The organism is Paraburkholderia polaris, from assembly GCF_012927345.1.
Lineage (GTDB): Bacteria > Pseudomonadota > Gammaproteobacteria > Burkholderiales > Burkholderiaceae > Paraburkholderia > Paraburkholderia polaris.
The window spans coordinates 12,988-39,270 of sequence record NZ_JABBGJ010000061.1 but is presented as its reverse complement, the minus strand read 5'-3'; the positions used below and the strand labels follow the sequence as shown (position 1 = coordinate 39,270).

Here is a 26,283-nt window from a genome sequence, read left to right as displayed (position 1 = left end):
TAAGAAATCGCAGCAAGGGTTCGCAGCAGGGGAGTGGCACCAGAACGGCGAAGGCATTGGCGCTGAGCAGGGAAAACCATGCTTGGCATGCCTGAACCCTATAACTAGATTCAGACACCCGGCCCGTGCGCCGGATTATAGATACGCGCTTCAAAGCGTTTGGAGACTTGCATGAAAAAGACAAAGCAATGGGTACGCACCGGTATCGCGATGGCGTTGATGTGCGGCGCGGGCGCTGCCTTTGCGCAGGTGAAAATCGGCGTCACGCTGTCCACGACGGGGCCGGCCGCATCGCTCGGGATTCCTGAGAAGAACACGATCGCGCTGCTGCCGAAAGAGATTGGCGGCAAGACGGTGCAATACATCATCCTCGACGATGCATCGGACACCGGCAAGGCCGTGCAGAACACGCGCAAGCTGATCGACGAAGACCACGTCGACGCCATCATCGGTTCGACCGTCACGCCGAATTCGCTGGCGATGCTCGACGCCGCAGCCGAAGGCAAGACGCCGGTGATCTCGCTGGCGGCATCGGCTGCGATCATTTCGCCGATGGACGCGAAGCGCGCATGGGCCTTCAAACCGCCGCAAAACGACAGCCTGATGGCTGACGCAATTGCCGACTACATGGAGCGTCACGGTGTGAAGACGGTCGGCTTCATCGGCTTCGCGGATGCGTATGGCGACGGTTGGAACAACGTCTTCACCGCTGCGGCCGCGGCACATCATCTGAAGATCGTCTCCAACGAACGCTTTAACCGCACGGACGCATCGGTCACCGGCCAGGTGCTGAAGACGATGGGCGCGAACCCGGATGCGGTGCTGATCGCGGGCGCGGGTACGCCGTCGGCGCTGCCGGCCAAGACGCTTAAGGAGCGTGGCTACAAGGGCAAGGTCTATCAGACGCATGGCGTCGCCAACAACGACTTCCTGCGCGTGTGCGGCAAGGATTGCGAAGGCGAATTCCTGCCGGCAGGCCCGATCCTCGTGGCGGATCAGCTGCCGGAATCGAATCCGGTGAAGAAGTCGTCGGAGGCGTACAAGGCAGCGTATGAGAAAGCGTATGGCGCGGGTTCGGTGGCGACCTTCGGCGGTCACGCATGGGATGCCGGCCAGATGCTGCAAGCAGCCATTCCGGTCGCGCTGAAGACTGCCCAGCCTGGCACCGAAGCGTTCCGTGTGGCACTGCGCGGCGCACTTGAGAACATCAAGGAACTGCCGGTCTCGCACGGCATCATGAACACCACGACGACCGACCACAACGGCCTCGACAAGCGTGCACGCGTGATCGTGGAGATCGTCGATGGCAAGTGGAAGCTGCAGAACGACTAACACCAAAAGCGGTACGCGCCTCTCGCGCAACTTGCGGCAGATGACGCCGCATTGCCATTCTGTTCGATGACAATGGCAACGACCGCCGCGCCGTACTCCGGCGCGGCGGTCGCCTTTTCAGGCATTGCAGGTTGCTGGCCGGCCGGGGGTTCTGCCGCCACGACTGTTTCCCGGTTTCGATTTCGACGCTTCAGGACGAGGAAGTATGGATCTATCAATTGCGGCGATCCTCGCGCAGGACGGTATCACCACCGGCGCGATTTACGCGCTGCTCGCGCTTGCGCTGGTGCTGGTGTTCTCCGTGACGCGGGTGATCTTTATCCCGCAGGGGGAGTTTGTTTCGTACGGCGCGCTGACGCTCGCCGCACTGCAGACGCAGAAATTTCCGGCGACGTGCTGGTTGCTGATGGCGATGGGCGCGGCATGCTTTGTCGTCGAGATAGCGGGGCTGGTGCGGCATCCCGAAAGACGCCGGCATGCGGCTCGCGCGCTAGTGATGCTGGTCGGTAAATACCTGCTGTTTCCGATTGCGGTTTACGCGCTCACACAAGGCGTTTTCCTACATCAGCTACCGATGATCGCGCAGATTGCGCTGACGCTGCTGATCGTGATTCCGATGGGGCCGTTCGTCTACAGGCTCGCCTATGAGCCGATCGCGGAGGCGACCACGCTGCTGCTATTGATCGTGGCGGTGGCGGTGCACTTTGCGATGGTCGGCCTCGGGCTCGTGATGTTCGGTGCGGAAGGCTCGCGCACCACGGCGTTCTCCGATGCGACCTTCAACCTCGGCACGCTGTCGATTTCCGGGCAAAGCCTGTGGGTGGTCGGCACGGCGGTGGTGCTGATCGGCGCGCTGTATCTGTACTTCGATCGCTCGATCTCCGGCAAGGCGTTGCGCGCGACCTCGGTGAACCGGCTTGGCGCGCGGCTCGTCGGCATCGGCACGACGCAAGCAGGGCGCCTCGCGTTCACGCTCGCTGCGGGCCTCGGTGCGCTGTGCGGCATCCTTGTCGCACCCTTGACCACCATCTACTACGACTCGGGCTTCCTGATCGGTTTGAAGGGCTTCGTGGGGGCGATTATCGGCGGTCTGGTCAGTTACCCGCTGGCCGCCGCGGGTTCGATCCTTGTCGGTCTGCTGGAGTCGTATTCGTCGTTCTGGGCGAGCGCTTATAAGGAAGTGATCGTGTTCACGCTGATCATCCCGGTGCTGCTGTGGCGGAGTCTGGCCAGCCCGCACTCGGAAGAGGAAGAGGAGTGACATGATGAAACGGATCATGCAAAACAAGTTCTTCTGGTTGTTCCTCGTGGTGCTGTTCGCGTTGCCGGTGTTGCCGCACCCGATTCATGTGCCCGAGTACTGGGTGACGCTGCTCAACTACATCGGCCTGTATTCGATCGTCGCGATCGGTCTCGTGCTGCTGACGGGTATCGGTGGGATGACGAGCTTCGGGCAGGCGGCGTTCGTCGGCATCGGTGCCTATGCAACCGCGTATCTGACGACGACGTACGGCGTGTCGCCGTGGCTCGCGCTGATCGCAGGCGTGGTGGTGACGGCATTGATCGCGCTGATGCTGGGGCTCGTGACGATGCGGCTATCGGGTCACTTTCTGCCGCTCGGCACGATCGCGTGGGGGCTCGCGTTGTTCTATCTGTTCGGCAACCTGGAGATGCTCGGCAAGTACGACGGCATCAACGGAATTCCGGTGCTGAATGTTTTTGGCATCAACCTGGAGTCCGGCCGCCATATCTATTACCTGATCTGGGTAGTGGTGCTGGGCGCGGTGATTTCTGTTCAAAATCTGCTTAATAGCCGGCCCGGCCGGGCGATCCGCGCATTGCGCGGCGGCGGCATGATGGCCGAAGCGATGGGCGTCAACACGGCGTGGATGCGTGTGGTGATCTTCGTCTACGCGGCGGTGTTGGCGTCGATCTCGGGCTTCCTGTACGCACACCTTCAGCGTGCGGTGAATCCGACGCCGTTCGGTCTGAACCACGGCATCGAGTTTCTGTTCATGGCGGTGGTGGGTGGCGTGTCCCATGTCTGGGGCGCGGTGCTCGGTGCGGCGATCCTGACCGTGTTGCAGGACTATCTGCAAACGTTGCTGCCGAAGCTGCTTGGCGAGAACGGCAACTTCGAAGTGATCGTGTTCGGCATCCTGATGGTGCTGTTGCTGCAATACGCTCGCCAAGGCGTCTGGCCGTTTGTCGCGCGGTTTTTCCCGAAGGGGCCGCGCGCTCATGTGTCGGATCATGCCGAACCGTTGCCGCAACGCAGCAAGCCCACTGCGGGCGAAAGCCTGTTGACGGTGAATAAGGCGCGCAAGCAGTTCGGCGGGCTGGTGGCGGTGAACGATGTCAGCTTCGAGGTGAAAGCAGGGCAGATCATCGGCTTGATCGGCCCGAATGGCGCCGGCAAATCGACCACCTTCAATCTGGTCACGGGCGTGTTGCAAGCGACGAGCGGCGAAATCACGTTCCGCGGCGAGCGCATCGATTCGCTGAGTTCACGTGAAATCGTCAAGCGCGGCATTGGCCGCACCTTCCAGCACGTCAAGCTGCTGCCCGGGATGACGGTGCTGGAGAACGTTGCGATCGGCGCACATCTGCGTGGCCACGCCGGTGTGTGGCGCAGCGTTGCGCGGCTGAACGGCGTTGAAGAGGCGCGCTTGATGGCTGAAGCCGCTCGCCAGATTCGCCGCGTCGGGCTCGAGCAACATATGTACGACGAGGCGGGTAGCTTGGCGTTGGGGCAGCAGCGGATTCTCGAAATTGCTCGTGCACTCTGCTGTGACCCGACCCTGCTGCTGCTGGACGAACCTGCCGCCGGTCTGCGGTATCAGGAAAAACTGCAATTGGCGGACTTGCTGCGCCGCCTCAAAGCCGAAGGCATGAGCGTACTGCTGGTGGAGCACGATATGGATTTCGTGATGAATCTCACCGATCGGCTGGTGGTGATGGAGTTCGGCACGCGGATTGCGGAAGGCTTGCCGCAGGATGTCCAGCAAGATCCGGCCGTGCTTGAGGCTTATCTGGGCGGGGTGGAGTGATGGAGAACACGATGAACGCGGCTGTACCAATTCTTGACGTGAACGGTTTGTCGGTCCGCTATGGCAAGGTCGAAGCGCTGCACGGCGCGGCAATCAAAGTGCGGCCCGGGCAGATCGTCTCAGTGATTGGGCCGAACGGCGCGGGCAAGTCCACGTTGCTGAACGCGATCATGGGGGCATTGCCGACTACGGGCCATGCGAAAGGCTCGGTCCTCTATCAGGGTGAAGACGTGAGCGCGGTGCCGGTTGAAAAACGGGTCGCGCGCGGCATGTGCCTTGTGCCGGAAAAGCGCGAGTTGTTCGCGTCGATGACCGTTGAAGACAATCTGGTCCTCGGCGCGTATCGGCGCAAGCGGGCAGGGGAGCGCAACTTTCTCGATCAACTCGAGCCGGTCTTTACGCTTTTTCCACGCTTGAAAGAGCGCCGGAAGCAGGCGGCCGGGACGCTATCGGGTGGGGAGCGGCAGATGCTGGCAGTCGGCCGCGCGTTGATGGGCAAACCCGATCTGCTGATGCTCGACGAACCGAGTCTGGGTCTCGCGCCACTAATCGTGAAGGAAATTTTTCACATTATTAGCGCGCTGCGGCAGACCGGCGTCGCGACGCTGCTGATCGAGCAGAATGCACGCGCTGCGCTGCAGATTTCCGACTACGGTTACGTGCTTGAAACCGGTGAATTGGCGCTGGAAGGGCCCGCGGCTGATCTGGCGCAGAATCCGCGCGTGATTGAAACGTATCTAGGGCTGGCCAAGAAAGTGGCTTAACTCTCGATTTTCGTTCAGGTCGCTGCGGTTCGAAGCGGTGTGTTTCACGTGAAACACACCGCTTTTTTCTTGCCTGGCCATTCGGTCGAAATTCGGGCCTAAACCGAACCCGTTATAATTCGCCCATACATTTTCCTTTGAAAGGCTCACGCGACGATCTGGCGTGAGATCCGCGATGCTTTTTCCCACAGAATTTGACGTAATTGTCGTCGGCGGCGGTCATGCCGGCACCGAAGCCGCTTTGGCTTCGGCGCGCATGGGCAATACCACCCTCCTGCTGACGCATAACATCGAAACCCTCGGTCAGATGAGCTGCAATCCGTCCATCGGCGGTATTGGCAAGGGCCATCTCGTGAAGGAAGTCGATGCGCTCGGCGGTGCGATGGCGGCCGCGACAGACGAGGGCGGGATCCAGTTCCGTATCCTCAATTCGTCGAAGGGGCCGGCGGTACGCGCAACGCGCGCGCAGGCGGACCGTCTACTGTACAAGCAGGCGATCCGGCATCGGCTGGAGAATCAGCCGAACCTGTGGCTGTTCCAGCAAGCGGTCGACGATCTGATGGTGGAAGGCGACCGGGTGGTGGGCGCCGTGACGCAGGTGGGGATTCGTTTCCGCTCGCGCGCAGTCGTGCTGACGGCCGGGACGTTCCTCGACGGCAAGATTCACGTGGGTTTGAATAACTACACGGGTGGCCGTGCCGGCGATCCGGCAGCGGTGTCGCTGTCTGCCCGTCTCAAGGAATTGAAGCTGCCGCAAGGCCGCCTCAAGACTGGGACGCCACCGCGTATCGACGGTCGGACGATCGACTTTTCGAAGCTTGAGGAGCAGCCGGGCGATCTCGATCCGGTGCCGGTTTTCTCGTTTCTGGGGCGCGTCGAGCAGCATCCGCGCCAAGTGCCGTGTTGGGTTACGCATACGAATGAGCGCACCCACGACATCATCCGCGGTGGTCTCGACCGCTCGCCGATGTACACAGGCGTGATTGAAGGGGTAGGGCCGCGGTATTGCCCGTCGATCGAGGACAAGATTCACCGCTTTGCGTCGAAGGATTCGCATCAGATCTTCCTCGAACCGGAAGGACTGACGACGAACGAGTTCTATCCCAATGGGATTTCCACCAGCCTGCCGTTCGATGTGCAGCTGGAACTCGTGCGTTCGATGCGTGGACTGGAGCACGCGCATATTCTGCGGCCGGGCTATGCGATCGAATACGACTACTTCGATCCGCGTGGACTGAAGGCATCGCTGGAAACCAAGGTGATCAACGGGCTGTTCTTCGCGGGCCAGATCAATGGGACGACCGGCTATGAAGAAGCTGCTGCGCAAGGTTTGCTGGCGGGGATTAACGCCGGCTTGCAGGTGCAGGGCAAGGACGCATGGTGCCCGCGCCGCGATCAGGCGTACCTGGGTGTTCTGGTCGACGATCTGGTGACGCGTGGGGTATCCGAGCCGTATCGGATGTTCACGAGCCGTGCCGAATACCGTCTGAGCCTGCGCGAAGATAACGCTGATATGCGGCTGACAGAGATCGGCCGCGAACTCGGCGTGGTCGACGACGTCCGTTGGGACGTATTCAGCCGCAAGCGCGATGCTGTTTCACGTGAAACAGAGCGCCTTCGCACGACGTGGGTCAATCCTAAGACGTTACCGGCTGAAGAAGCGACCGCATTGCTCGGCAAGCCGATCGACCATGAATACAGTTTGGCCGATCTGCTGCGTCGTCCTGGCGTGACTTACGATGGCGTCTGCGGTTTGCGCGCGGGGGCATGTGCTGCGCCTGAAACGCTGGCCGAAGACAGCGTTCTGCTGGCCCAGATCAAAGAGCAGATCGAGATCGGCATCAAGTATCAGGGTTATATCGACCGCCAAGCGGATGAGATCGAGCGCAATGAGTCGCACGAAAATACGCGTTTGCCGGAGGGGTTGGACTACGCCGAGGTAAGAGGGCTGTCGTTCGAAGCGCGTCAGAAGCTGACGCAATTCCGCCCCGAGACCATCGGCCAGGCGTCGCGTATCTCCGGCATTACGCCGGCGGCGATCTCCTTGCTGATGGTTCACCTGAAGCGTGGCTTGGGGCGCCGCTCGACGATACCCGCCGAGCCCGGCACCGACAGCACGCCGGTGACGCAATGACGGTGAATCAGAAGGGGAGTGGTAACGAAGCATTGGCGCCGCTGTTAGCGGACGGCGTTCGCGAACTCGGCCTCGATCTGAGCGACGCGCAACTCGGCAAACTGCTCGACTACGTTGCGCTGCTATCCAAGTGGAACGCCGTCTACAACCTGACGGCGATTCGCGACCCGCGGCAGATGCTTATCCAGCACATACTGGATTCGCTTTCGATCGTGCCGCATCTCGCTACGCGCGGCGCTTCCTCTGTGCTGGACGTGGGTTCCGGTGGTGGTCTGCCGGGTATCGTGCTGGCTATTGTGCTGCCCGACTGGAGCGTCACCGTGAACGACATCGTTCACAAGAAGACGGCTTTTCAGGCTCAGGCCAAAGCTGAACTCGGCCTTGCGAATCTGTCGGTCGTCACCGGACGCGTCGAAACTTTGCGGGCAGGCGCCGAAGTACCGGCAAAGTTCGACGTAATCGTGTCACGCGCATTCGCAGAGCTCGCGGATTTCGTTACACTGGCCCGTCATCTGGTTGCGGAGCAGGGTGCGATCTGGGCGATGAAGGGCGTGCGCCCGGATGGCGAGGTCGAGCGCCTGCCCGCGGGTGCCCACGTGGAACAGATCATTCGGCTGAACGTGCCGTCTCTCGATGCGGAACGACATCTGATCAAGGTTCTAGTGGACGCCGACAACTGACGGCTACGGGCAGGCCGGAGGCACGCACCGCGTACTAAAAGCACTTTCTACTTTATTCAAGCAGTTTCAAGCAGCAAAAGGGACACACCAACGATGGCAAAAATCTTCTGCGTTGCGAACCAGAAGGGCGGCGTCGGCAAGACGACGACGGCGGTCAATCTGGCCGCGAGCTTGGCAGCGCAGGGACAGCGAGTCCTTCTCATCGATCTGGACCCGCAGGGCAACGCCACGATGGGCAGCGGTGTCGACAAGGCCGCATGCACAAACACCGTCTACGAAGTGCTCGTGGATGGCGTGTCGGTGGCGGATGCGCGAGTACGCCCAGAAGCCGTCGGCTACGACGTGCTGCCCGCAAACCGTGAACTCGCCGGTGCCGAGGTCGAGCTGGTCAGCGTGCAGAACCGTGAGCGCCAAATGAAGGTCGCCTTGGCGGCGGTCGAAAGTGAATACGACTTCGTGCTGATCGACTGCCCGCCGGCTTTGTCGCTACTGACGCTCAACGGCTTGTGCGCCGCGCATGGCGTAGTGATTCCGATGCAGTGCGAGTACTTCGCACTCGAGGGCCTATCCGACCTGGTCAACACGATCAAGCAGGTGCATGCGAACCTGAATCGCGATCTGAAGGTGATCGGCCTGCTGCGCGTGATGTTCGATCCGCGCATTACATTGCAACAGCAAGTCTCGGATCAGCTGAAAGAGCACTTTGGCGACAAGGTGTTCGATGTGGTGATCCCGCGCAACGTGCGCCTTGCCGAAGCGCCTAGCTATGGGTTGCCCGGCGTTGTGTTCGATAAAGCGTCGCGCGGTGCGCAGGCGTATGTGCAGTTCGGTGCAGAGATGATTGAGCGGGTGCGCGCATTGAATGATGCGCCCCAGGCGTCCTAAGCGGATCGAGGAAGCACAATGAACGCAGTAGCAAGAAAGAAGGGATTGGGGCGCGGACTGGAAGCATTGCTTGGTGGCAGTGCGGATATTACCGAGGCCGTGGCGATCGAGGGTGCGCCGAACGTGCTCCCGCTTAGCAAACTGCAGGCCGGTAAGTACCAGCCGCGCACTCGCATGGACGAAGGCGCGTTGCAGGAATTGGCGGCCAGCATCCGTGCCCAAGGGCTGATGCAGCCGATCCTCGTGCGGCCGGTTTCGGCGGATAAGTACGAAATCATTGCCGGTGAGCGGCGTTTCCGCGCTGCACGCATTGCCGGTCTCGACGAGGTGCCGGTGCTGGTGAGGGACGTGCCGGACCAGGCCGCCGCGGCGATGGCGCTGATCGAGAATATTCAGCGCGAAGATCTGAATCCGCTGGAAGAAGCGCAGGGCATTCAGCGTTTGCTCGACGAGTTCAATTTCACGCACGAGCAGGCGGCAGAATCAGTGGGCCGCTCGCGTAGTGCCGTATCGAATCTGCTGCGTTTGCTCAACCTGGCGATACCCGTGCAGACGATGTTGCTCGCCGGTGATCTCGATATGGGGCATGCACGCGCGCTATTGGCCGTCGACGCCGCGACGCAGATCACGCTGGCCAACCAGGTCGTCAACAAGCGCATGTCGGTACGCGAGACCGAAAAACTGGTGACGGCGACCACCAAGGCTGCGCCCACAGTGAAGGCGCGTGCGAATCAGGACGGCGGCCGCGACACGCGACGGCTCGAAGAGGAGTTGTCCGACCTGCTTGCCGCAACGGTAAAGATCAAGCTCGGCCGACGCGGCCGCGGCCAGGTGCTGGTGGACTTCGGCGATCTGGACGCACTGGAAGGCATTCTTGTCCGGCTGCGCGGTAACGCTACGGTCTGATCAAGGCGGCCTGAACGTAGAGAAGTTGAACATGCTTGCGGGTCGGCTGGGTCCCGCTCTCGCTCGCAAGCTGTTTGGCGTGTTTCGTGTGTTTTCGGCGGCAGTGGTGGTGCGGCGGTCGTATCTGCCGCAAGCACGGCTTGTTTGACGATTTCCCTGATTGACCGATAGATCTACGATCTACGTGAATTTTAGTTGGATTCCTAATGATCTTTCGTCCTTAATAATAAGGATTCCAACATATTTGCTTGCGATGTTGTTTTCCGATGACACCGACATGGTCGGGTTGTGTCGAGATTTGAATTGGCGGTGCAGACGTGCCCGCTTGCGGGGTAGCCTTACCGCTTCACCGGCGCGACGATTTCAAACATAGGCCGTCCCTTCACGTCTTCGGATCTGGCAGCGGGAGTTGCGTGCCGGCGCGCGGACGGGGGCGCGTGCGGAGGGCAGGGCAGGCCTCGACATGAAATGGCGGGCGCCTGACTGTTCGCAGCGTCGATCGCCCGGCGCGGAGGGCTGCGTCCAACGTCGTTGACCGCAATGGGAAGGGCCACCGCCCACATTCGCTGTCTCGCCCCTACCCGGCGCCGTCCTTTATGTCCACCAAAGCTGGCAAAAACGATCGTCTGTTGCATTTTTGAGACGTCCGCAGCAGCGTCGAAACGACGCATTCGCGCACTTCAACCTGCCCGATTCATTGCGCATGTTTTGCCACCCCCCGACCGCCTTACATTTGCCGTGTACACGTTGCCCGAGATCACGTTCCCGCATCGTGAAGACCGTTTTCACACTGGTTATTGAACGGCCTAAAGTCTTGAATTGCCTGCAACTATCGCTTACAATCGCCCGGATTTAATTGCATGGCAACCCCGTAAGCGCAGCGTAAGCTCGCGGGCTGGAACAAGACTTTCGGAACACTGCGATGGCGGTTAAAACGTCGAATCAAGCGCCGAAGAATGGGCGTGACGACCACCGCGCTGAACGCACCGTTTCCGATGCGTCCACCGGTCAGCACGTTACAACTGACGATGCGTGGGATGTCGAGCAACAAGATAACAATATCGTTCCGCTCACCCGGGCCGAGGCTGAAAAGCTGTTTGGCCCCAATGTGAGTCGTCCATCGCGCGTCACGCCTTTCAAGGTCGTGGCGGCGCAAATGGTTTTGTCCCTGGGTGCTACGCTGGTGTGGTGGCTGTTCTACAAGCCGCCGGGCGCTGCTGCGCTGTCCGCGTTCCTGGGGGGAGCGATCTGCTGGGTGCCGGGCGCGTTGTTCGCGGCACGTCTTAGAACGCTGAGCGGCGCCGAAACAGTAATGAGCTGGATGATCGGCGAAGCGCTCAAGATGGGGACAACGATCGCGATGTTTGTAGCCATCGCCTTCTGGTATCACGACGTACGCTGGGTGCCGCTGCTCGTGACTTACCTTATCGCGCTCAAGACTTACTGGATCGCCCTCGCGTGGCGTTAAGGTAGTAGCAGAGAGTAGCAACACAAAATTCAGGCTGGCGCGCAGCGCTGGCGTAAGGAGTGCGGATATGACACGATCCGCACCCGGCGTGTTCCCGCAATACAGAAATGCGGCGGGAGCGGCCTAAGACGATTTTCGACAATTTGGGTGGCATTAACGATATGGCAGCTAGCGAAGGCACGCGCGCTCTGGATCCGTCCGAGTACATCGCGCACCACTTGCAGAACTTTTCCACCGCGCACCAGACGTCGATTTTCGACATTCACGTGTGGAATCTGGACACCCTTTTCTGGTCGATCGTTTGCGGTCTGGCCACGATCGCCATCCTCCATCTGGCAGCCCGCAAGGCGACGTCCGGTGTGCCGGGTCGTTTCCAGTGCGCGATCGAAATGCTGGTCGAGATGGTCGAAGATCAATCGAAGTCGATGATCCACGGCTCGCGCACCTTCATTGCACCGCTGGCACTGACCGTGTTCGTCTGGGTCGCGTTGATGAACTCGCTCGACTTCATCCCCGTCGACCTGCCGGGCCGCGTGATCGGCTGGCTGGGCCTCTCGGAAGTCATCCCCCATCACCGCATCGTGCCGACCGCTGACCTGAACGGCACGCTCGGCATCGCGCTCGGCGTGTTCGCGCTGATGATTTACTACAACTTCAAGATCAAGGGCGTCGGCGGCTTCGTGCATGAACTGCTGTCGGCTCCGTTCGGCGCGCATCCGTTGCTGTGGATCCCGAACCTTGCATTGAACATCATCGAGTTCGTCGCAAAGACGGTTTCGCTCGGCATGCGGCTGTTCGGCAACATGTACGCGGGCGAGCTGTTGTTCCTGCTGATTGCCCTGCTCGGCAGCATGTGGGGTTTCGGCGCGGACGCGTCAGTGCTCGGCTTTATCGGCCACGTCATCGCAGGTACGGTCTGGGCGATCTTCCACATCCTGATCGTTCTGCTGCAAGCGTTCATTTTCATGATGCTGACGCTGGTGTACATCGGACAGGCACACGACAGCCACTAATCACGGCGTGTCGAACGACGAATTGTTTTTAGTTTTGTTTTATTAAATCCCAGTTCCAACCAGTTCTAAAAGACTTTTCACAAAGGAGTGATCATGCAAGCTTTCATCGCCAACATCCAGGGTCTGACCGCCATCGGTATCGGCATCATCATCGGCCTGGGTGCAATCGGCGCCTGTATCGGTATCGGCCTGATGGGTGGCAAGTACATCGAAGCATGTGCGCGTCAGCCGGAACTGATGAACCCGCTGCAAACCAAGATGTTCCTGCTGGCTGGTCTGATCGATGCGGCGTTCCTGATTGGCGTTGGTGTGGCAATGCTGTTCGCGTTCGCGAACCCGCTGCTGTCGAAGCTGGCAGGCTGAGGTTCCTCGGAAGTTTGCGCCTGAGCTATAACTGGTAAAGGCGCAGGGCGGAACGGGCACTTGGGCGCTGATCGAATACAGAATCGATGAGCGCCTTGCCGTTTCACTTTCCGAACTAGCAACGTTTAAGGAAACACCGTGAATCTCAACGCAACCCTGTTTGCGCAAATGGTCGTGTTCCTGATCCTCGCGTGGTTCACGATGAAGTTCGTGTGGCCGCCGTTGATCAACGCCCTCGACGAGCGCTCGAAGAAGATCGCTGACGGTTTGTCGGCTGCTGAAAAGGGCAAGGCGGAACTCGAAGCCGCCCACAAGCGCGTCGACCAGGAACTCGCTCAGGCACGCAATGACGGTCAGCAACGTATTGCTGACGCCGAAAAGCGCGCAGTGACAGTCGCTGACGAAATCAAGGCTCAAGCACAAGCTGAAGCCGCTCGCATCATCGCGCAAGCGAAGGACGACGCGGACCAGCAAGTCGTGAAGGCTCGCGAAACGCTGCGCGGCGAAGTTGCTGCACTCGCCGTGAAGGGCGCTGAACAGATCCTGAAGCGCGAAGTCGACCAGGCAGCTCACGCTGACCTGCTGAATCAACTGAAAGCCGAGCTCTGATCATGGCCGAACTTGCAACCATCGCCCGTCCGTACGCAGAAGCGCTGTTTGGCGTGGCCGAAGCTGGTGACATCGCCGCCTGGTCCACGCTCGTGCAGGAGCTGGCACAGGTTGCGCGTCTGCCCGAAGTGCTGTCGATCGCCTCGAGCCCGAAAGTAAGCCGCGCACAGGTCAGCGATCTGCTGCTGTCCGCGGTCAAGTCGCCGCTCAAGGACAACGCGCAAGCGAAGAATCTGGTGCAAATGCTGGTGGATAACCATCGCCTGCAATTGCTGCCGGAAATCGCTGTGCAGTTCGAAGAGTTGAAGAACGCCCGCGAAGGGGCGGCAGATGTGCTGATCGTCAGCGCATTCCCGCTCGAAGGCGCGCAGTTGAACGAACTCGTCGCAAGTCTCGAACGCAAATTCAAGCGCAAGCTGAAGCCGACGGTCGAAGTCGACTCGTCGCTGATCGGCGGCGTGCGCGTGACGGTTGGTGACGAAGTGCTCGATACCTCGGTCCGCGCGCGGCTTGCCAGCATGCAGACGGCTCTGACGGCCTGAAGCGCCTAAAGCGCTGAAGCGGCTGGCACGCAACAGAATTGACTATCAGGAGCGAATAATGCAACTCAATCCCTCTGAGATCAGCGAGCTGATCAAGAGCCGGATCCAGGGCCTTGAAGCGAGCGCAGACGTTCGCAACCAAGGCACCGTGATCTCCGTTACCGACGGTATCGTGCGCATCCACGGCCTGTCGGAAGTGATGCAGGGCGAAATGCTCGAATTCCCGGGCAACACCTTTGGTCTCGCACTGAACCTCGAGCGCGACTCGGTCGGCGCCGTGATTCTGGGTGAGTACGAACACATTTCGGAAGGCGACATCGTCAAGACGACGGGCCGCATTCTCGAAGTGCCGGTGGGTCCGGAACTGCTCGGCCGCGTGGTCGATGCACTCGGCAACCCGATCGACGGCAAGGGCCCGGTCAACGCGAAGAAAACCGACGCAATCGAAAAGATTGCTCCGGGCGTGATCTGGCGTAAGTCGGTTTCGGAACCGGTCCAAACCGGTCTGAAGTCGATTGACGCGATGGTGCCGGTTGGCCGTGGCCAGCGCGAGCTGATCATTGGCGACCGCCAGTGCGGCAAGACCGCAGTCGCAGTCGACACGATCATCAACCAGAAGGGCAAGAACCTCTTCTGTATCTACGTCGCGATCGGCCAGAAGGCTTCGTCGATCATGAACGTGGTGCGCAAGCTGGAAGAAACCGGCGCGCTGGAATACACGATCGTCGTGGCCGCTTCGGCTTCGGAATCGGCTGCGATGCAATACCTCGCACCGTACGCCGGCTGCACGATGGGCGAATACTTCCGCGACCGCGGTCAAGACGCGCTGATCGTTTATGACGATTTGACCAAGCAAGCTTGGGCATACCGTCAGATCTCGCTGCTGCTGCGCCGCCCGCCGGGCCGTGAAGCTTACCCGGGCGACGTGTTCTATCTGCATTCGCGTCTGTTGGAGCGTGCTGCTCGCGTCTCGGAAGAGTACGTCGAGAAGTTCACGAACGGCGAAGTGAAGGGCAAGAGCGGTTCGCTGACGGCACTGCCGGTCATTGAAACGCAAGCAGGCGACGTGACCGCATTCGTTCCGACGAACGTGATCTCGATTACCGACGGCCAGATCTTCCTGGAAACCGACCTCTTCAACGCAGGTATCCGCCCGGCAATTAACGCTGGTGTGTCGGTGTCGCGCGTGGGTGGTGCGGCTCAAACCAAGGTTGTGAAGAAGCTGTCGGGCGGTATCCGTACCGACCTCGCACAGTATCGTGAACTGGCTGCGTTTGCGCAGTTCGCATCGGACCTCGACGAAGCGACCCGCAAGCAACTGGAGCGCGGCCGCCGCGTGACGGAATTGCTGAAGCAGCCGCAGTATCAGCCGCTGCAAGTGTGGGAACTGGCCGTCGCGCTGTTCGCCGCGAACAACGGTTACCTCGACGATCTGGAAGTTGCGCAAGTGCTGCCGTTCGAAAAGGGCCTGCGCGAATATCTGAAGTCGAGCCACGCTGACCTGGTCAAGCGCATCGAAGATACCAAGGAACTCTCGAAGGACGACGAAGCCCTGCTGCATACGGCTCTCAAAGACTTCAAGAAGTCCGGCGCTTTTTGATCTGCGAGTGATCCGCAAGGCATAAACGGACCTTGAAGCGGCGCGGGCCGCAGGCAACTGAACCCGCGCTGCTTCGATCGCTTTGCATGGGACCCGAGTAAGCGCTGAAGCGCTTACTCGGGCCGACAAGGAGCAAGCAATGGCTGGAATGAAGGAAATTCGCGGCAAGATCAAGAGCGTGCAAAACACGCGCAAGATCACGAAAGCGATGGAGATGGTGGCCGCATCGAAGATGCGCCGCGCTCAGGAGCGCATGCGCGCTGCTCGCCCGTATGCCGACAAGGTCCGCGATATCGCTGCGCACATGAGCCGTGCGAACCCGGAGTATCGTCACCCGTTCATGGTGTCGAACGAAGGCGCGAAGGCGGCCGGCATCATCCTCGTCACGACCGATAAAGGTTTGTGCGGTGGTATGAACACCAACGTGCTGCGTGCGTCGGTGCAGAAGTTCAAGGAACTGGAAGGTCAGGGCAAGACGATCGAAGCAACAGCGATCGGCACCAAGGGCCTGGGTTTCCTGAATCGTCTGCGCGCTAAGGTGGTGTCGAATGTTGTGCATCTGGGCGACACGCCGCATCTGGAAAAGCTGATCGGCGCGGTGAAGGTGCAGCTCGACCTGTACTCGGAAGGCAAGGTTTCGGCGGTGTACCTCGCGTACACGCGCTTCGTCAATACGATGAAGCAGGAGCCGGTGATCGAGCAACTGTTGCCGCTGTCGGCAGATCAGTTCGAGCGGAAGGACGAAGACGGCGCGACGCCGAGCACGCAGTGGGATTACATCTACGAGCCGGATGCGCAGGCAGTGGTGGACGAACTGCTGGTGCGTTATGTCGAAGCGCTGGTCTATCAGGCCGTCGCGGAAAACATGGCATCGGAGCAGTCGGCACGAATGGTCGCAATGAAGGCCGCTTCGGACAACGCGAAGACGGTCATCAACGAACTGCAGCTCGTGTACAACAAGAGCCGTCAGGCCGCGATCACGAAAGAACTGTCGGAAATCGTCGGTGGCGCAGCGGCAGTCTGACCTTGACGGTCAGGCACGCCGCTTCGTGTGCGCCCTCGTGGCGCACCCCGGCTAGGCGCCCCCACCAAAACTGCGCCTTTGCGCGAGTGAAGAATTGAGTATCTAAAGGAAAAGCGATGAGTACTACTGCTTTGGTAGAAGGCAAGATCGTACAGTGCATCGGCGCGGTGATCGACGTGGAATTCCCGCGTGACCACATGCCGAAGATTTACGACGCGCTCATTCTCGACGGTTCGGAACTGACCCTCGAAGTCCAGCAGCAGCTGGGCGACGGCGTGGTCCGTACCATCTGTCTGGGTGCATCGGACGGCCTGCGCCGTGGCACGACGGTGAAGAACACCGGCAAGCCGATCAGCGTGCCGGTTGGCAAGCCGACCCTCGGCCGGATCATGGACGTGCTGGGTCGCCCGATCGACGAAGCCGGCCCGATCAACTCGGACGTGGTTCGCGGTATTCACCAGAAGGCTCCGGCGTTCGACGAACTGTCGCCGTCGACGGAACTGCTCGAAACCGGCATCAAGGTTATCGATCTGATCTGCCCGTTCGCTAAGGGCGGTAAGGTTGGCCTGTTCGGTGGCGCCGGTGTGGGCAAGACCGTGAACATGATGGAACTGATCAACAACATCGCTAAGGAACACGGTGGTTACTCCGTGTTCGCCGGTGTTGGCGAGCGTACCCGTGAAGGGAACGACTTCTATCACGAAATGAAGGACTCGAACGTTCTCGACAAGGTCGCGCTGGTGTACGGCCAGATGAACGAGCCGCCGGGCAACCGTCTGCGCGTCGCGCTGACCGGTCTGACGATGGCTGAGCACTTCCGTGACGAAGGTCTCGACGTGCTGTTCTTCGTCGACAACATCTACCGTTTCACGCTGGCAGGCACGGAAGTGTCGGCACTGCTCGGCCGTATGCCTTCGGCAGTGGGCTATCAGCCGACGCTGGCTGAAGAAATGGGTAAGCTGCAAGAGCGTATTACGTCGACCAAGACCGGCTCGATCACGTCGGTTCAGGCCGTGTACGTCCCTGCGGATGACTTGACCGACCCGTCGCCGGCTACGACTTTCGGCCACTTGGACGCAACCGTCGTGTTGTCGCGTGACATCGCTTCGCTGGGTATCTACCCGGCAGTGGACCCGCTCGATTCGACCTCGCGTCAGATCGACCCGAACGTGATTGGCGAAGAGCACTACTCGATCACGCGCGGCGTGCAGCAAACGCTGCAGCGCTACAAGGAATTGCGCGACATTATCGCGATTCTGGGCATGGACGAACTGGCGCCGGAAGACAAGCTCGCCGTGGCGCGCGCTCGTAAGATCCAGCGTTTCCTGTCGCAGCCGTTCCACGTCGCTGAAGTGTTCACGGGTTCGCCGGGCAAGTACGTGCCGCTGAAGGAAACGATTCGTGGCTTCAAGATGATCGTTGAAGGCGAGTGCGACCACCTGCCGGAACAAGCGTTCTACATGGTCGGCACGATCGACGAAGCCTTCGAAAAGGCCAAGAAGATCCAGTAAAGGTCGGGTGTAACGAAGCGGGCGCCGGCCTCGCGCGTATCGATACCTGCACGGTGTCGGAACGCAAAGCCGGCGCCTCTTACTACGCTCAACAGCCTTGCATGGGACCAGAGTAAGCGCTAAAGCGCCAACCCTGGCCGCCACAGGAGTCGACATATGGCAACTATCAAAGTAGACGTCGTCAGCGCGGAAGAGCAGATCTTCTCGGGCCAGGCGAAGTTCGTCGCGCTGCCGGGCGAAGCAGGTGAACTCGGCATTCTGCCGGGCCACACGCCGCTCATCACGCGGATTCGTCCGGGTGCGGTGCGCATCGAAATTGAAAACGGCGAAGAAGAGTTTGTGTTCGTCGCCGGCGGTATTCTTGAAGTCCAACCGGGTGCAGTGACGGTTCTCGCCGACACCGCGATCCGCGGTAAGGATCTCGACGAAGCCAAGGCCGAAGATGCACGCAAGCGTGCGGAAGAAGCGCTGCAAAACACGGGTTCGAACCTCGAATATGCAACCGCGCAAGCGGAACTCGCGTATGCGACGGCTCAGCTCGCTGCGATCCAGCGTCTGCGCAAGCTGCGCGGTCAGAAGTAAGCAACAGGTATCAGAAAGAAAGCAGCCTTCGTGGCTGCTTTTTTTTGGCCTTTACTTGACGTTTACGGAAAGGTAAGCGAAATTCGGTTTTTGCTCGTAGCGGTGGCAGTGAGCTGTTCGGAGATCGCAGGTTGCAGCCGAGGTTGGAGGTGGCAGGAGCAGATGCAACTGCGACGACTGGTGGGTGTCATGCGCTTGCCGCTGCCGCTGCGACGCTCTGTCAATGCGCTGCGGGTAAGACTTGATGCCGCGCCGACATCTGCTGGTGGCACAATCGATTTCAAATTCATTTCAATAGACTGGGCGAGCTTAGGCTCACGGAGACAACACCATGGCAACGCACATGTCAGGCGAAGGCGCACTCATCGAACCCAAAGACAATCTGTCGTATGTTCGCGGGTCGACCGAGATTGCGTTGAGTGAAGCGCCGGTCGGCCAATTTCTGCGCGACACCGCAGCGCGCTTCCCCGACCGTCCGGCGGTGGTATTTCGCGAGCAGCGTATTCGCTGGACGTGGAAGGAGTTCTCCGAAGAGGTCGACGTGCTGGCGTCCGGTCTGCTTGCGCTTGGTATCGCGAAGGGCGACCGGGTGGGCATCTGGTCGCCGAACCGCGTGGAATGGCTGCTGACGCAGTTCGCCACCGCGCGCATCGGCGCGGTGCTCGTCAACATCAATCCGGCGTACCGGCTCGCGGAACTCGAGTACGCGTTGAACAAGGTCGGCTGCAAGGCGATTATCGCGGCCGAGCGTTTCAAGACGTCGATGTACCTCGAAATGCTGCAGGAACTCGCGCCGGAATTGGCGACGCAAAATCCGGGCGAACTGCGCGCTGCTCGCTTGCCAGATCTGCGCTACGTGATTCGCATGTGCGACACGGAAACGCCCGGTATGCTGACGTTCTCCGACGTGATCGAGCAGGGCCGCGCAACACTCGACGTCGCGAAGCTCGACGCGATTGGCGCGACGCTATCCTGCCACGAACCGATCAACATCCAGTTCACCAGCGGCACGACAGGCAATCCGAAGGGCGCGACGCTGACGCATAGCAATGTCGTTAACAATGCGCGTTATATCGCGATGGCGATGCGTCTGACGGAGCAGGACGGCTTGTGCATTCCCGTTCCGCTCTATCACTGCTTCGGCATGGTGCTGGCGGTGCTGGCGTGCGTGTCGGTCGGCGCGAATATGGTGTTCCCGGGCGAGGGCTTCGACCCGGCTGCAACTCTCGCGGCCGTCGCCGAAGAGCAGTGCACCGCGCTGCACGGTGTGCCGACCATGTTCATCGCCGAACTCGATCATCCGAACTTTGCCACCTACGACTTCTCGCGTCTGCGCACGGGCATCATGGCTGGCTCACCGTGCCCGATCGAGACGATGAAGAAGGTCGTTTCGAAGATGCATCTGAACGAGATCACCATCGCCTATGGCATGACGGAAACGAGCCCGGTGTCCTTCCAGAGTTCCACCACCGACCCACTCGACAAGCGCACCACGACGGTCGGCCGTATCCAGCCGCATCTCGAAGTGAAGATCGTTGATCCGCTTGGCGAGATCGTGCCGGTGGGCGAAACGGGCGAACTGTGCACCAGGGGCTATTCGGTGATGCAAGGCTACTGGGGGGACGAAGCGAAGACGCGGGAAAGCATCGTCGACGGCTGGATGCATACCGGCGATCTGGCGACGCTCGATGCCGATGGCTACTGCAACATCGTCGGCCGCCTGAAGGACATGCTGATTCGCGGTGGCGAAAACATCTATCCGCGTGAGATCGAAGAGTTTCTGTTCCGCCATCCGAAAATCCAGAGCGTGCAGGTGTTTGGCGTGCCCGACGCGAAGTACGGTGAGGAAGTGTGTGCGTGGATCGTATTGCGCTCAGGAGAGCAGGCCACAGCCGAGGAAATCCAGCAGTTCTGCCAGGGCCAGATCGCTCACTACAAGGTGCCGAAGTACATCCGCTTCGTTGACGAATTGCCCATGACGGTGACCGGCAAAGTACAGAAATTCATCATGCGTGAACGGATGATCAGCGAATTGAAGGTACAGACAGGCAAGACGGCCTGACGGCCATGCTGGTTCGGCGCCGCACGAAGATTCGCGCGGCGCCGGCCGACATTTGGAGGGAAACCGTTTGCTGTGAAAGGTGGCAATAAGCGGGGAAACGCGCGGCTGGAAAACCGCCAAATTGATCCGCTAAAAAGCTCGCAAACGTTTGACCGGACGAAAAAAAAGCGGGCCTGGAGCCCGCTAAAAACCACACGCTACGGGGTTAGCGCGAGGAGACCAAAGTTGGAACCGACTGAGACGACGACCCTGCGTCGACTACGGCCCCAGCAGGGATGCCCCTTCACAGGGCTTCGGCATACGCCGACCGGCAAGTGCATCGTATCCGCTCACACCACGCACCCAGCCACATCCGTGTTGAAACCGTTGAGGGCATTGTGGGCGAATTAACCTACGAGCGCGGTAACAAAGTGTTTCAGGTTGTAACGCCCGCCAGATAAGGCGTTGCGGGACCTTTTTCCAATCAGAAACGTTTTAAACGTAATTTTTACCGATGACTGTTGGGCAATTTCATACGCCTGATTGATGCTATTCGCGACGCATATCGCAACGTAATCCGTTCAGTCGATTCCGCATGAAATGGTTGCATGCTCATCTTTTTTGGACGGGTCGGCTGTGTTACAGGCACTTTTGCGGGGTTACGAACCCGTCTGTTCGCGGATAAGCGCGTGCGCTGCGCTGCAACACGCCACGTATGCGGGAAAGACGCGCGAGGGGCCGATTTGTTGGCCCCTCGTTCAACCGGATTGTTCGGATTTTGTTTAATACCTCGGGGTCTGGTTACACGATTGTGTCAGCCATGCGGACCTATTAATCGACCAGTCCGCTTGGCTTTTTCGCTTGAGCGGGGACGCAGATCGCATCCCACAACCTTTACTTCAGCCATTTATCCGAGATCGCCTGATACTCGCCGGTCGCTCGCGCAAGGTGCAACCACTGATCGACGTATTGCTGGAACGTCACATCGCCACGCGGCAGCAACCAGGCCTTCTCGCCATACTGGAAGGGCTTGTCCGGATGCACCGAGCAAAGACCCGGATTCAGCTTTTGCTGCAACAAGGTCTCCGACGCATCCGTCACCATCACGTCGGCCTTGCCGGCGAGGATCTGTTTGAAGATCGTCACGTTGTCCGGATAGACGGTCAGGTTCGCATGTGGGAAATACTGTTTGGCGAAGCGCTCGTTGGTGCCGCCCGGATTGACGATCACGCGGGTCGCCGGCTGATCGATCTGCGCCACCGTTTGATATTTGTTGACGTCGTCACACCGGACGATTGGCGTTTTGCCGTCGATCATGTACGCCTGAGTGAAAAACGCGCGCCTCTGGCGCTCGAGCGTCGGCGACACACCACCCACGCCGATGTCGCACTTCGCGACGAAGTCGTTCATCAGGTTCGGCCACGACGTCTTGACGAACTCCGCCTTCACGCCGAGCGATTTGGCGAGCGACTCGGTCATGTCGATATCGATGCCTTCGAACTGGCCGTCTGCCTTGTAAAACGAATACGGCTTGTAGTCGCCGGTCGTACAGGCGCGCAGCGTGCCGCGCGTGAGGATTTCGTCGAGCCGCGAGGGCGCCGCGGCGGTGGCGGTGGCGCTGGTCTGCGCCTGAGCCACGCCTGCATGCATCAAAACACCGGCCAGAACGCCGAGCAGTGCGAGTGCTGCCTTGTTCATCGAGTCTCCTTGGTTGCGCGTAATTGTTTGGTAAGGCCGTCGGATGATAGCCCGGCAATTCACGCTTGAACATTGGCCGTTCAGCTGAGTCATGGCGCTGCACGGGGCAGCAAAAAAGCCAGCCGCCAGTAAGGCGCGCGACAGTTATTGCCCGCATCAAGCGCGATACGGCGAGCCGGGTCCGGTAAAATGCCCCTTTGCCCTCAGTCGTACGCAACGTGGCCCATAAACTCCTGAACGACACTTTCCTGCGCGCGCTGCTGCGCCAGCCGACTGACTACACGCCGATCTGGCTAATGCGGCAGGCTGGCCGCTACCTGCCGGAATACAACGCCACGCGGGGTCGTGCGGGCAGTTTCCTCGGTCTGGCGAAGAACCCGGCGTACGCAACGGAAGTCACGCTGCAGCCGCTCGAGCGCTATCCGCTCGACGCCGCGATCCTGTTCTCCGACATCCTGACGGTGCCGGACGCCATGGGCCTCGGCCTCGAGTTCGTCACCGGTGAGGGTCCGAAATTCGCCCGGCCGGTGCGCACGGAAGACGATGTGGCGCGCCTCGCGGTGCCGGATATCGACGCCACGCTGCGCTACGTGACCGACGCGGTGCGCGAAATCCGCACCGCGCTCACTGACGCGCAAGGCCGTCAGCGCGTGCCGCTGATCGGGTTTTCGGGCAGCCCGTGGACATTGGCGTGCTACATGGTCGAAGGCGGCGGGTCGGCGGACTTCCGCACGGTCAAATCGATGTTGTACGCGCGCCCGGACCTGATGCACCGTATTCTCGACGTCAACGCGAAGTCGGTTGCTGCGTATCTGAATGCGCAGATCGAAGCCGGCGCGCAAGCCGTGATGATTTTCGATACGTGGGGCGGGGCGCTCGCGGACGGCGTCTACCAACGCTTCTCGTTGCAGTACATCCAGCAGGTCGTGAGTCAGCTGAAACGCGATCACGACGGTGAAAAAGTGCCGGTGATCACCTTCACGAAGGGCGGTGGGTTGTGGCTCGACGAGATCGCCGATATCGGTGTGGACGCGGTGGGTCTCGACTGGACCGTGAACCTGACCAAGGCGCGCGAGCGCGTGGGTAGCAAGGTGGCGCTGCAAGGCAATATCGATCCTTCGGTGCTGTTTGCGCCGCCGGCTGCGATCCGCATGGAAGCGCGCGCCGTGCTCGACAGCTTCGGGAATCATCCTGGCCACGTTTTCAATCTCGGCCACGGCATTTCGCAGTTCACGCCGCCGGAGAATGTTGCCGAACTCGTGGACGAAGTACATCGGCACAGTCGTGCGATTCGCAGCGGCGCGCATGCACCAACCTGACGCCGTAATCGTTGCCATTTTTGCTGCGACGCAGCGAACTGGGCTCTCGGTCTAAGGGAATATTTGTACTCAACGGGCCGTCAGATGGCGGTCCCACGAAAGTCAAGACTTGACTTATGCACATTGACCACGCTGCGGCGCGGTAGAAGCATTCGTCGTAACCTAGCCCTTGCACATTGCAGGCGCATTTGATCTAAGCCTTGTCTGGCAAGGGTTTCAAGGGTCCACGACAAAGTGTGCGGAATCCCACAGAAGGCCGCAGCGGCGCGGTTCTTGGCCCATCTGAGCGAAGTTCTCAACAAAGTTATCCACAGGCAAGCGGACCGATTGCAATTGTTCAGCCGAATCCAAAACTTAGCGCCGAAATTGAAGTTTTACTTTAACTTCGAAGGGTTCGCCGTTTGCTCAACGTGCACCGTGACGCGGCATCGTGCCGCATCCACTTACCCGATCCACACCGCCGCGTGAGTGAAGTGTTCGTCCGCGTCGCGCTGGATCATCCGCTGCCGACCTTGTTCGACTACCGCTGCGACACGCCCGAGCGTGTCGCGCCGGGCATGCTGGTGAGCGTGCCGTTCGGCAAGCGTCACGTGGTGGGCCTCGTGTGCGAAGTGACCACTCACAGCGACGTGCCCGCGGACCGCCTGCGAGCGGTCAACACGGTCTGTACCGCCTGCCCGCCAGTGTCGGCCGAATGGCTGGCGCTCACGGCCTTCGCTGCTGACTACTATCAACGTGGCCTCGGGGAAGTGGCTCTGCCCGCTTTGCCGCAAGCCCTGCGTGACGCCTCGCGCTGGTCGCGCCTGTTCGCACCGGAAGAGCGCTACAGCCTGACGGCCGAGGGTCGCGCTGCGTTGCCGGAAACATTGCCTGCGCGCGCCAGCGCGCTGCGCAAGCTTGCCGAGGCCCTAGCCGAGGCCGAATTTCTCATCTCCGCCGACGCTCGCGCGCTCCACCCCAAAGCCATTGCAACCTTGGACGCCTGGCAGACCGAGGGCTGGGTTGCGCTGGAGGTGATCGAAGCCGCCGAGGTAGTCGCCACCCCCGCATCGCCGGATACGCCCGCACCCACCCTACCTACCCTCAGCGACGAACAGGCGAGCGCAGTCGAAGCGATCCGCGACGCGGACGGTTTCGCGCCGTTCCTGCTGCACGGCGTGACGGGCAGCGGCAAGACCGAGGTGTATCTGCGTGCGCTCGCCGAGATTCTGGCAGCGAAGCCCGACGCGCAGGCACTCGTCCTTGTCCCTGAAATCAATCTGACGCCGCAGTTCGAGTCGGCCTTCCGTGCGCGCTTTGCCGCGCTCGAAGGCACGTCGATCGTTACGCTGCACAGCGGCCTCGCGGAAGGCGAACGGGCTCGCAACTGGTTCGCCGCACACACCGGGCGCGCTCGCATTGTGCTCGGCACGCGGCTGGCGGTGCTTGCCTCGCTGCCAAAACTCGCGATCATCGTCGTCGACGAGGAACACGATCCAGCCTACAAGCAGCAGGAAGGCCTGCGCTATTCGGCGCGCGATCTGGCGATCTATCGCGCCAAGCAACTCGGTTTGCCGGTGGTGCTCGGCTCGGCCACGCCGTCGCTGGAAAGCTGGTGGCAGGCGGATCAGGGGCGCTATAAGCGTCTTACCCTGTCGCGCCGTGCAGTCGCCGACGCCGTCCTGCCGACCGTCAAGCTGATCGATCTGGAAGAAGAGCGGCGGCGCGGGCGGGCCTCGGTGGAAGGGTTGTCCGGGCCGCTGGTCGCGGCGTTGAAGGCGCGGCTCGAGCGCGGCGAGCAGAGTCTCGTATTCCTCAACCGGCGCGGTTACGCGCCGCAGCTCGCCTGCGATGCCTGCGGCTGGGTGGCCGGCTGTCCGCGCTGCAGCGCTTATGTCGTGTTGCACAAACCCGAGCGCGCGCTGCGCTGCCACCACTGCGGCTGGGAAGCGCGCATTCCGCGCTCGTGCCCCGAGTGCGGCAATGTCGACATCGCACCGATGGGACGCGGCACGCAACGCGTCGAAGAAACGCTGGCGAGCGCAGTACCCGGCGCCCGCGTGCTGCGCATCGACGCCGACAGTACGCGTCGCAAAGGCAGCGCGCAGGCGCTGTTCTCCGATGTCCACGCGGGCGAAGTCGATATCCTCGTCGGCACGCAGATGATTGCAAAGGGCCACGACTTCCAGCGGGTGTCGCTGGTCGGCGTGCTGAACGCCGACACCGCCTTGTTTTCACACGACTTCCGCGCGAGCGAACGCCTCTTCGCGCAATTGATGCAGGTGAGTGGCCGCGCGGGCCGTGCTGGTTTGCCGGGCGAAGTGCTGGTGCAGACGCGCTATCCGCGCCATGCGCTGTATCACGCACTAGGACGGCATGACTACGTCGGCTTTGCCAGTTCGACGCTGGCCGAGCGGCGCGACGCTCATCTGCCGCCGTTCGTCTATCAGGCTTTGCTGCGCGCCGAAGGCCGCACGCTCGAAGCCGCGCTCGCCTTCCTGCAACAGGCTGCTGCCGTGCTGACGGAGATTCCGGCCGCCGAGCGCGTGACGGTCTATGACGCCGTGCCGCTCACCATCGTTAAGGTGATGCACGTGCATCGCGCGCAATTACTGATCGAGAGCGCGTCGCGGGCCGCGTTGCAGGCTACTTTGCGCGCGTGGCAACCGATGTTGCGCGGCCTGAAAGGTGTGCTGCGCTGGAATCTCGAAGTCGACCCGCTCGACATCTGACGCTCGTCGCCGGGCCACCCGGGGCGTTACTCCTTTGAGTCATATTCATAG

The 26,283-nt window shown here is 60.8% G+C and carries 21 protein-coding genes; 20 read left to right on the top strand and 1 reads right to left on the bottom strand.

Annotated elements, in window-relative coordinates; translation table 11 throughout:
• Nucleotides 1-171: 171 nt before the first annotated feature.
• The 18 genes from HHL24_RS38790 (at nucleotide 172) to HHL24_RS38705 (ending at nucleotide 20,525) form a co-directional block, all read left to right on the top strand.
• The gene (locus tag HHL24_RS38790) at nucleotides 172-1,332 is read left to right on the top strand and encodes an ABC transporter substrate-binding protein (RefSeq protein ID WP_169490593.1); all 1,161 of its coding nucleotides are present in this window, start codon (nucleotides 172-174) and stop codon (nucleotides 1,330-1,332) included.
• A 205-nt stretch (nucleotides 1,333-1,537) separates the two neighbouring features.
• Nucleotides 1,538-2,593 carry a branched-chain amino acid ABC transporter permease gene (locus tag HHL24_RS38785; protein WP_169490592.1) on the top strand — a complete coding sequence of 352 codons (1,056 nt, stop codon included), beginning with the start codon at nucleotides 1,538-1,540 and terminating at the stop codon, nucleotides 2,591-2,593.
• A 4-nt stretch (nucleotides 2,594-2,597) separates the two neighbouring features.
• Nucleotides 2,598-4,382 carry a branched-chain amino acid ABC transporter ATP-binding protein/permease gene (locus HHL24_RS38780; RefSeq protein ID WP_169490601.1) on the top strand — a complete coding sequence of 595 codons (1,785 nt, stop codon included), beginning with the start codon at nucleotides 2,598-2,600 and terminating at the stop codon, nucleotides 4,380-4,382.
• Between the two features lie 11 nt (nucleotides 4,383-4,393).
• A complete protein-coding gene (locus HHL24_RS38775) occupies nucleotides 4,394-5,146 on the top strand; it encodes an ABC transporter ATP-binding protein (RefSeq protein ID WP_206003205.1) in 753 nt (250 codons plus the stop codon).
• A 175-nt stretch (nucleotides 5,147-5,321) separates the two neighbouring features.
• Nucleotides 5,322-7,280: a tRNA uridine-5-carboxymethylaminomethyl(34) synthesis enzyme MnmG gene (gene mnmG / locus HHL24_RS38770; protein WP_169490590.1), complete on the top strand. Its 1,959-nt coding sequence runs from the start codon at nucleotides 5,322-5,324 to the stop codon at nucleotides 7,278-7,280.
• Nucleotides 7,277-7,960, top strand: a complete 684-nt coding sequence (gene rsmG, locus HHL24_RS38765) for a 16S rRNA (guanine(527)-N(7))-methyltransferase RsmG (RefSeq protein WP_169490589.1) — start codon at nucleotides 7,277-7,279, stop codon at nucleotides 7,958-7,960. Before mnmG ends, rsmG begins: the two co-directional genes overlap by 4 nt.
• Before the next feature lie 93 nt (nucleotides 7,961-8,053).
• On the top strand, nucleotides 8,054-8,845 hold the full coding sequence (locus HHL24_RS38760; RefSeq protein ID WP_169490588.1) for a ParA family protein: 792 nt from the start codon (nucleotides 8,054-8,056) through the stop codon (nucleotides 8,843-8,845).
• Nucleotides 8,846-8,863: 18 nt separating this feature from the next.
• Complete coding sequence (locus HHL24_RS38755; protein WP_169490587.1) at nucleotides 8,864-9,751, top strand: ParB/RepB/Spo0J family partition protein; 888 nt, start codon at nucleotides 8,864-8,866, stop codon at nucleotides 9,749-9,751.
• A 922-nt stretch (nucleotides 9,752-10,673) separates the two neighbouring features.
• Nucleotides 10,674-11,219, top strand: a complete 546-nt coding sequence (locus tag HHL24_RS38750; RefSeq protein ID WP_169490586.1) for an ATP synthase subunit I — start codon at nucleotides 10,674-10,676, stop codon at nucleotides 11,217-11,219.
• 161 nt (nucleotides 11,220-11,380) lie between these two features.
• Nucleotides 11,381-12,232 carry a F0F1 ATP synthase subunit A gene (gene atpB / locus HHL24_RS38745; protein WP_169490585.1) on the top strand — a complete coding sequence of 284 codons (852 nt, stop codon included), beginning with the start codon at nucleotides 11,381-11,383 and terminating at the stop codon, nucleotides 12,230-12,232.
• Between the two features lie 93 nt (nucleotides 12,233-12,325).
• Nucleotides 12,326-12,595 carry a F0F1 ATP synthase subunit C gene (gene atpE, locus HHL24_RS38740; protein WP_007180033.1) on the top strand — a complete coding sequence of 90 codons (270 nt, stop codon included), beginning with the start codon at nucleotides 12,326-12,328 and terminating at the stop codon, nucleotides 12,593-12,595.
• Between the two features lie 138 nt (nucleotides 12,596-12,733).
• Nucleotides 12,734-13,204: a F0F1 ATP synthase subunit B gene (locus tag HHL24_RS38735; protein ID WP_169490584.1), complete on the top strand. Its 471-nt coding sequence runs from the start codon at nucleotides 12,734-12,736 to the stop codon at nucleotides 13,202-13,204.
• Nucleotides 13,205-13,206: 2 nt separating this feature from the next.
• Entirely contained in the window at nucleotides 13,207-13,746 is a 540-nt protein-coding gene (locus HHL24_RS38730) for a F0F1 ATP synthase subunit delta (protein WP_169490583.1), read from the top strand.
• 58 nt (nucleotides 13,747-13,804) lie between these two features.
• Complete coding sequence (gene atpA / locus HHL24_RS38725; RefSeq protein ID WP_169490582.1) at nucleotides 13,805-15,346, top strand: F0F1 ATP synthase subunit alpha; 1,542 nt, start codon at nucleotides 13,805-13,807, stop codon at nucleotides 15,344-15,346.
• Between the two features lie 139 nt (nucleotides 15,347-15,485).
• Complete coding sequence (gene atpG / locus HHL24_RS38720; RefSeq protein WP_169490581.1) at nucleotides 15,486-16,370, top strand: F0F1 ATP synthase subunit gamma; 885 nt, start codon at nucleotides 15,486-15,488, stop codon at nucleotides 16,368-16,370.
• Between the two features lie 116 nt (nucleotides 16,371-16,486).
• Nucleotides 16,487-17,881, top strand: a complete 1,395-nt coding sequence (atpD, locus tag HHL24_RS38715; protein ID WP_169490580.1) for a F0F1 ATP synthase subunit beta — start codon at nucleotides 16,487-16,489, stop codon at nucleotides 17,879-17,881.
• Between the two features lie 156 nt (nucleotides 17,882-18,037).
• Nucleotides 18,038-18,463: a F0F1 ATP synthase subunit epsilon gene (locus HHL24_RS38710; RefSeq protein WP_169490579.1), complete on the top strand. Its 426-nt coding sequence runs from the start codon at nucleotides 18,038-18,040 to the stop codon at nucleotides 18,461-18,463.
• A 331-nt stretch (nucleotides 18,464-18,794) separates the two neighbouring features.
• Complete coding sequence (locus HHL24_RS38705; RefSeq protein ID WP_169490578.1) at nucleotides 18,795-20,525, top strand: AMP-binding protein; 1,731 nt, start codon at nucleotides 18,795-18,797, stop codon at nucleotides 20,523-20,525.
• Between the two features lie 873 nt (nucleotides 20,526-21,398).
• On the opposite strand, the gene HHL24_RS38700 is transcribed toward HHL24_RS38705, so the two are convergent.
• Nucleotides 21,399-22,202, bottom strand: coding sequence for a transporter substrate-binding domain-containing protein (locus tag HHL24_RS38700; RefSeq protein ID WP_169490577.1), 804 nt, complete (start codon nucleotides 22,200-22,202; stop codon nucleotides 21,399-21,401).
• Nucleotides 22,203-22,420: 218 nt separating this feature from the next.
• Here HHL24_RS38700 and hemE point away from each other — a divergent pair, with 218 nt between their 5' ends.
• Nucleotides 22,421-23,521: a uroporphyrinogen decarboxylase gene (gene hemE, locus HHL24_RS38695; protein WP_169490576.1), complete on the top strand. Its 1,101-nt coding sequence runs from the start codon at nucleotides 22,421-22,423 to the stop codon at nucleotides 23,519-23,521.
• 464 nt (nucleotides 23,522-23,985) lie between these two features.
• Nucleotides 23,986-26,232: a primosomal protein N' gene (locus HHL24_RS38690; RefSeq protein WP_329606809.1), complete on the top strand. Its 2,247-nt coding sequence runs from the start codon at nucleotides 23,986-23,988 to the stop codon at nucleotides 26,230-26,232.
• The last annotated feature ends 51 nt before the right edge of the window (nucleotides 26,233-26,283 follow it).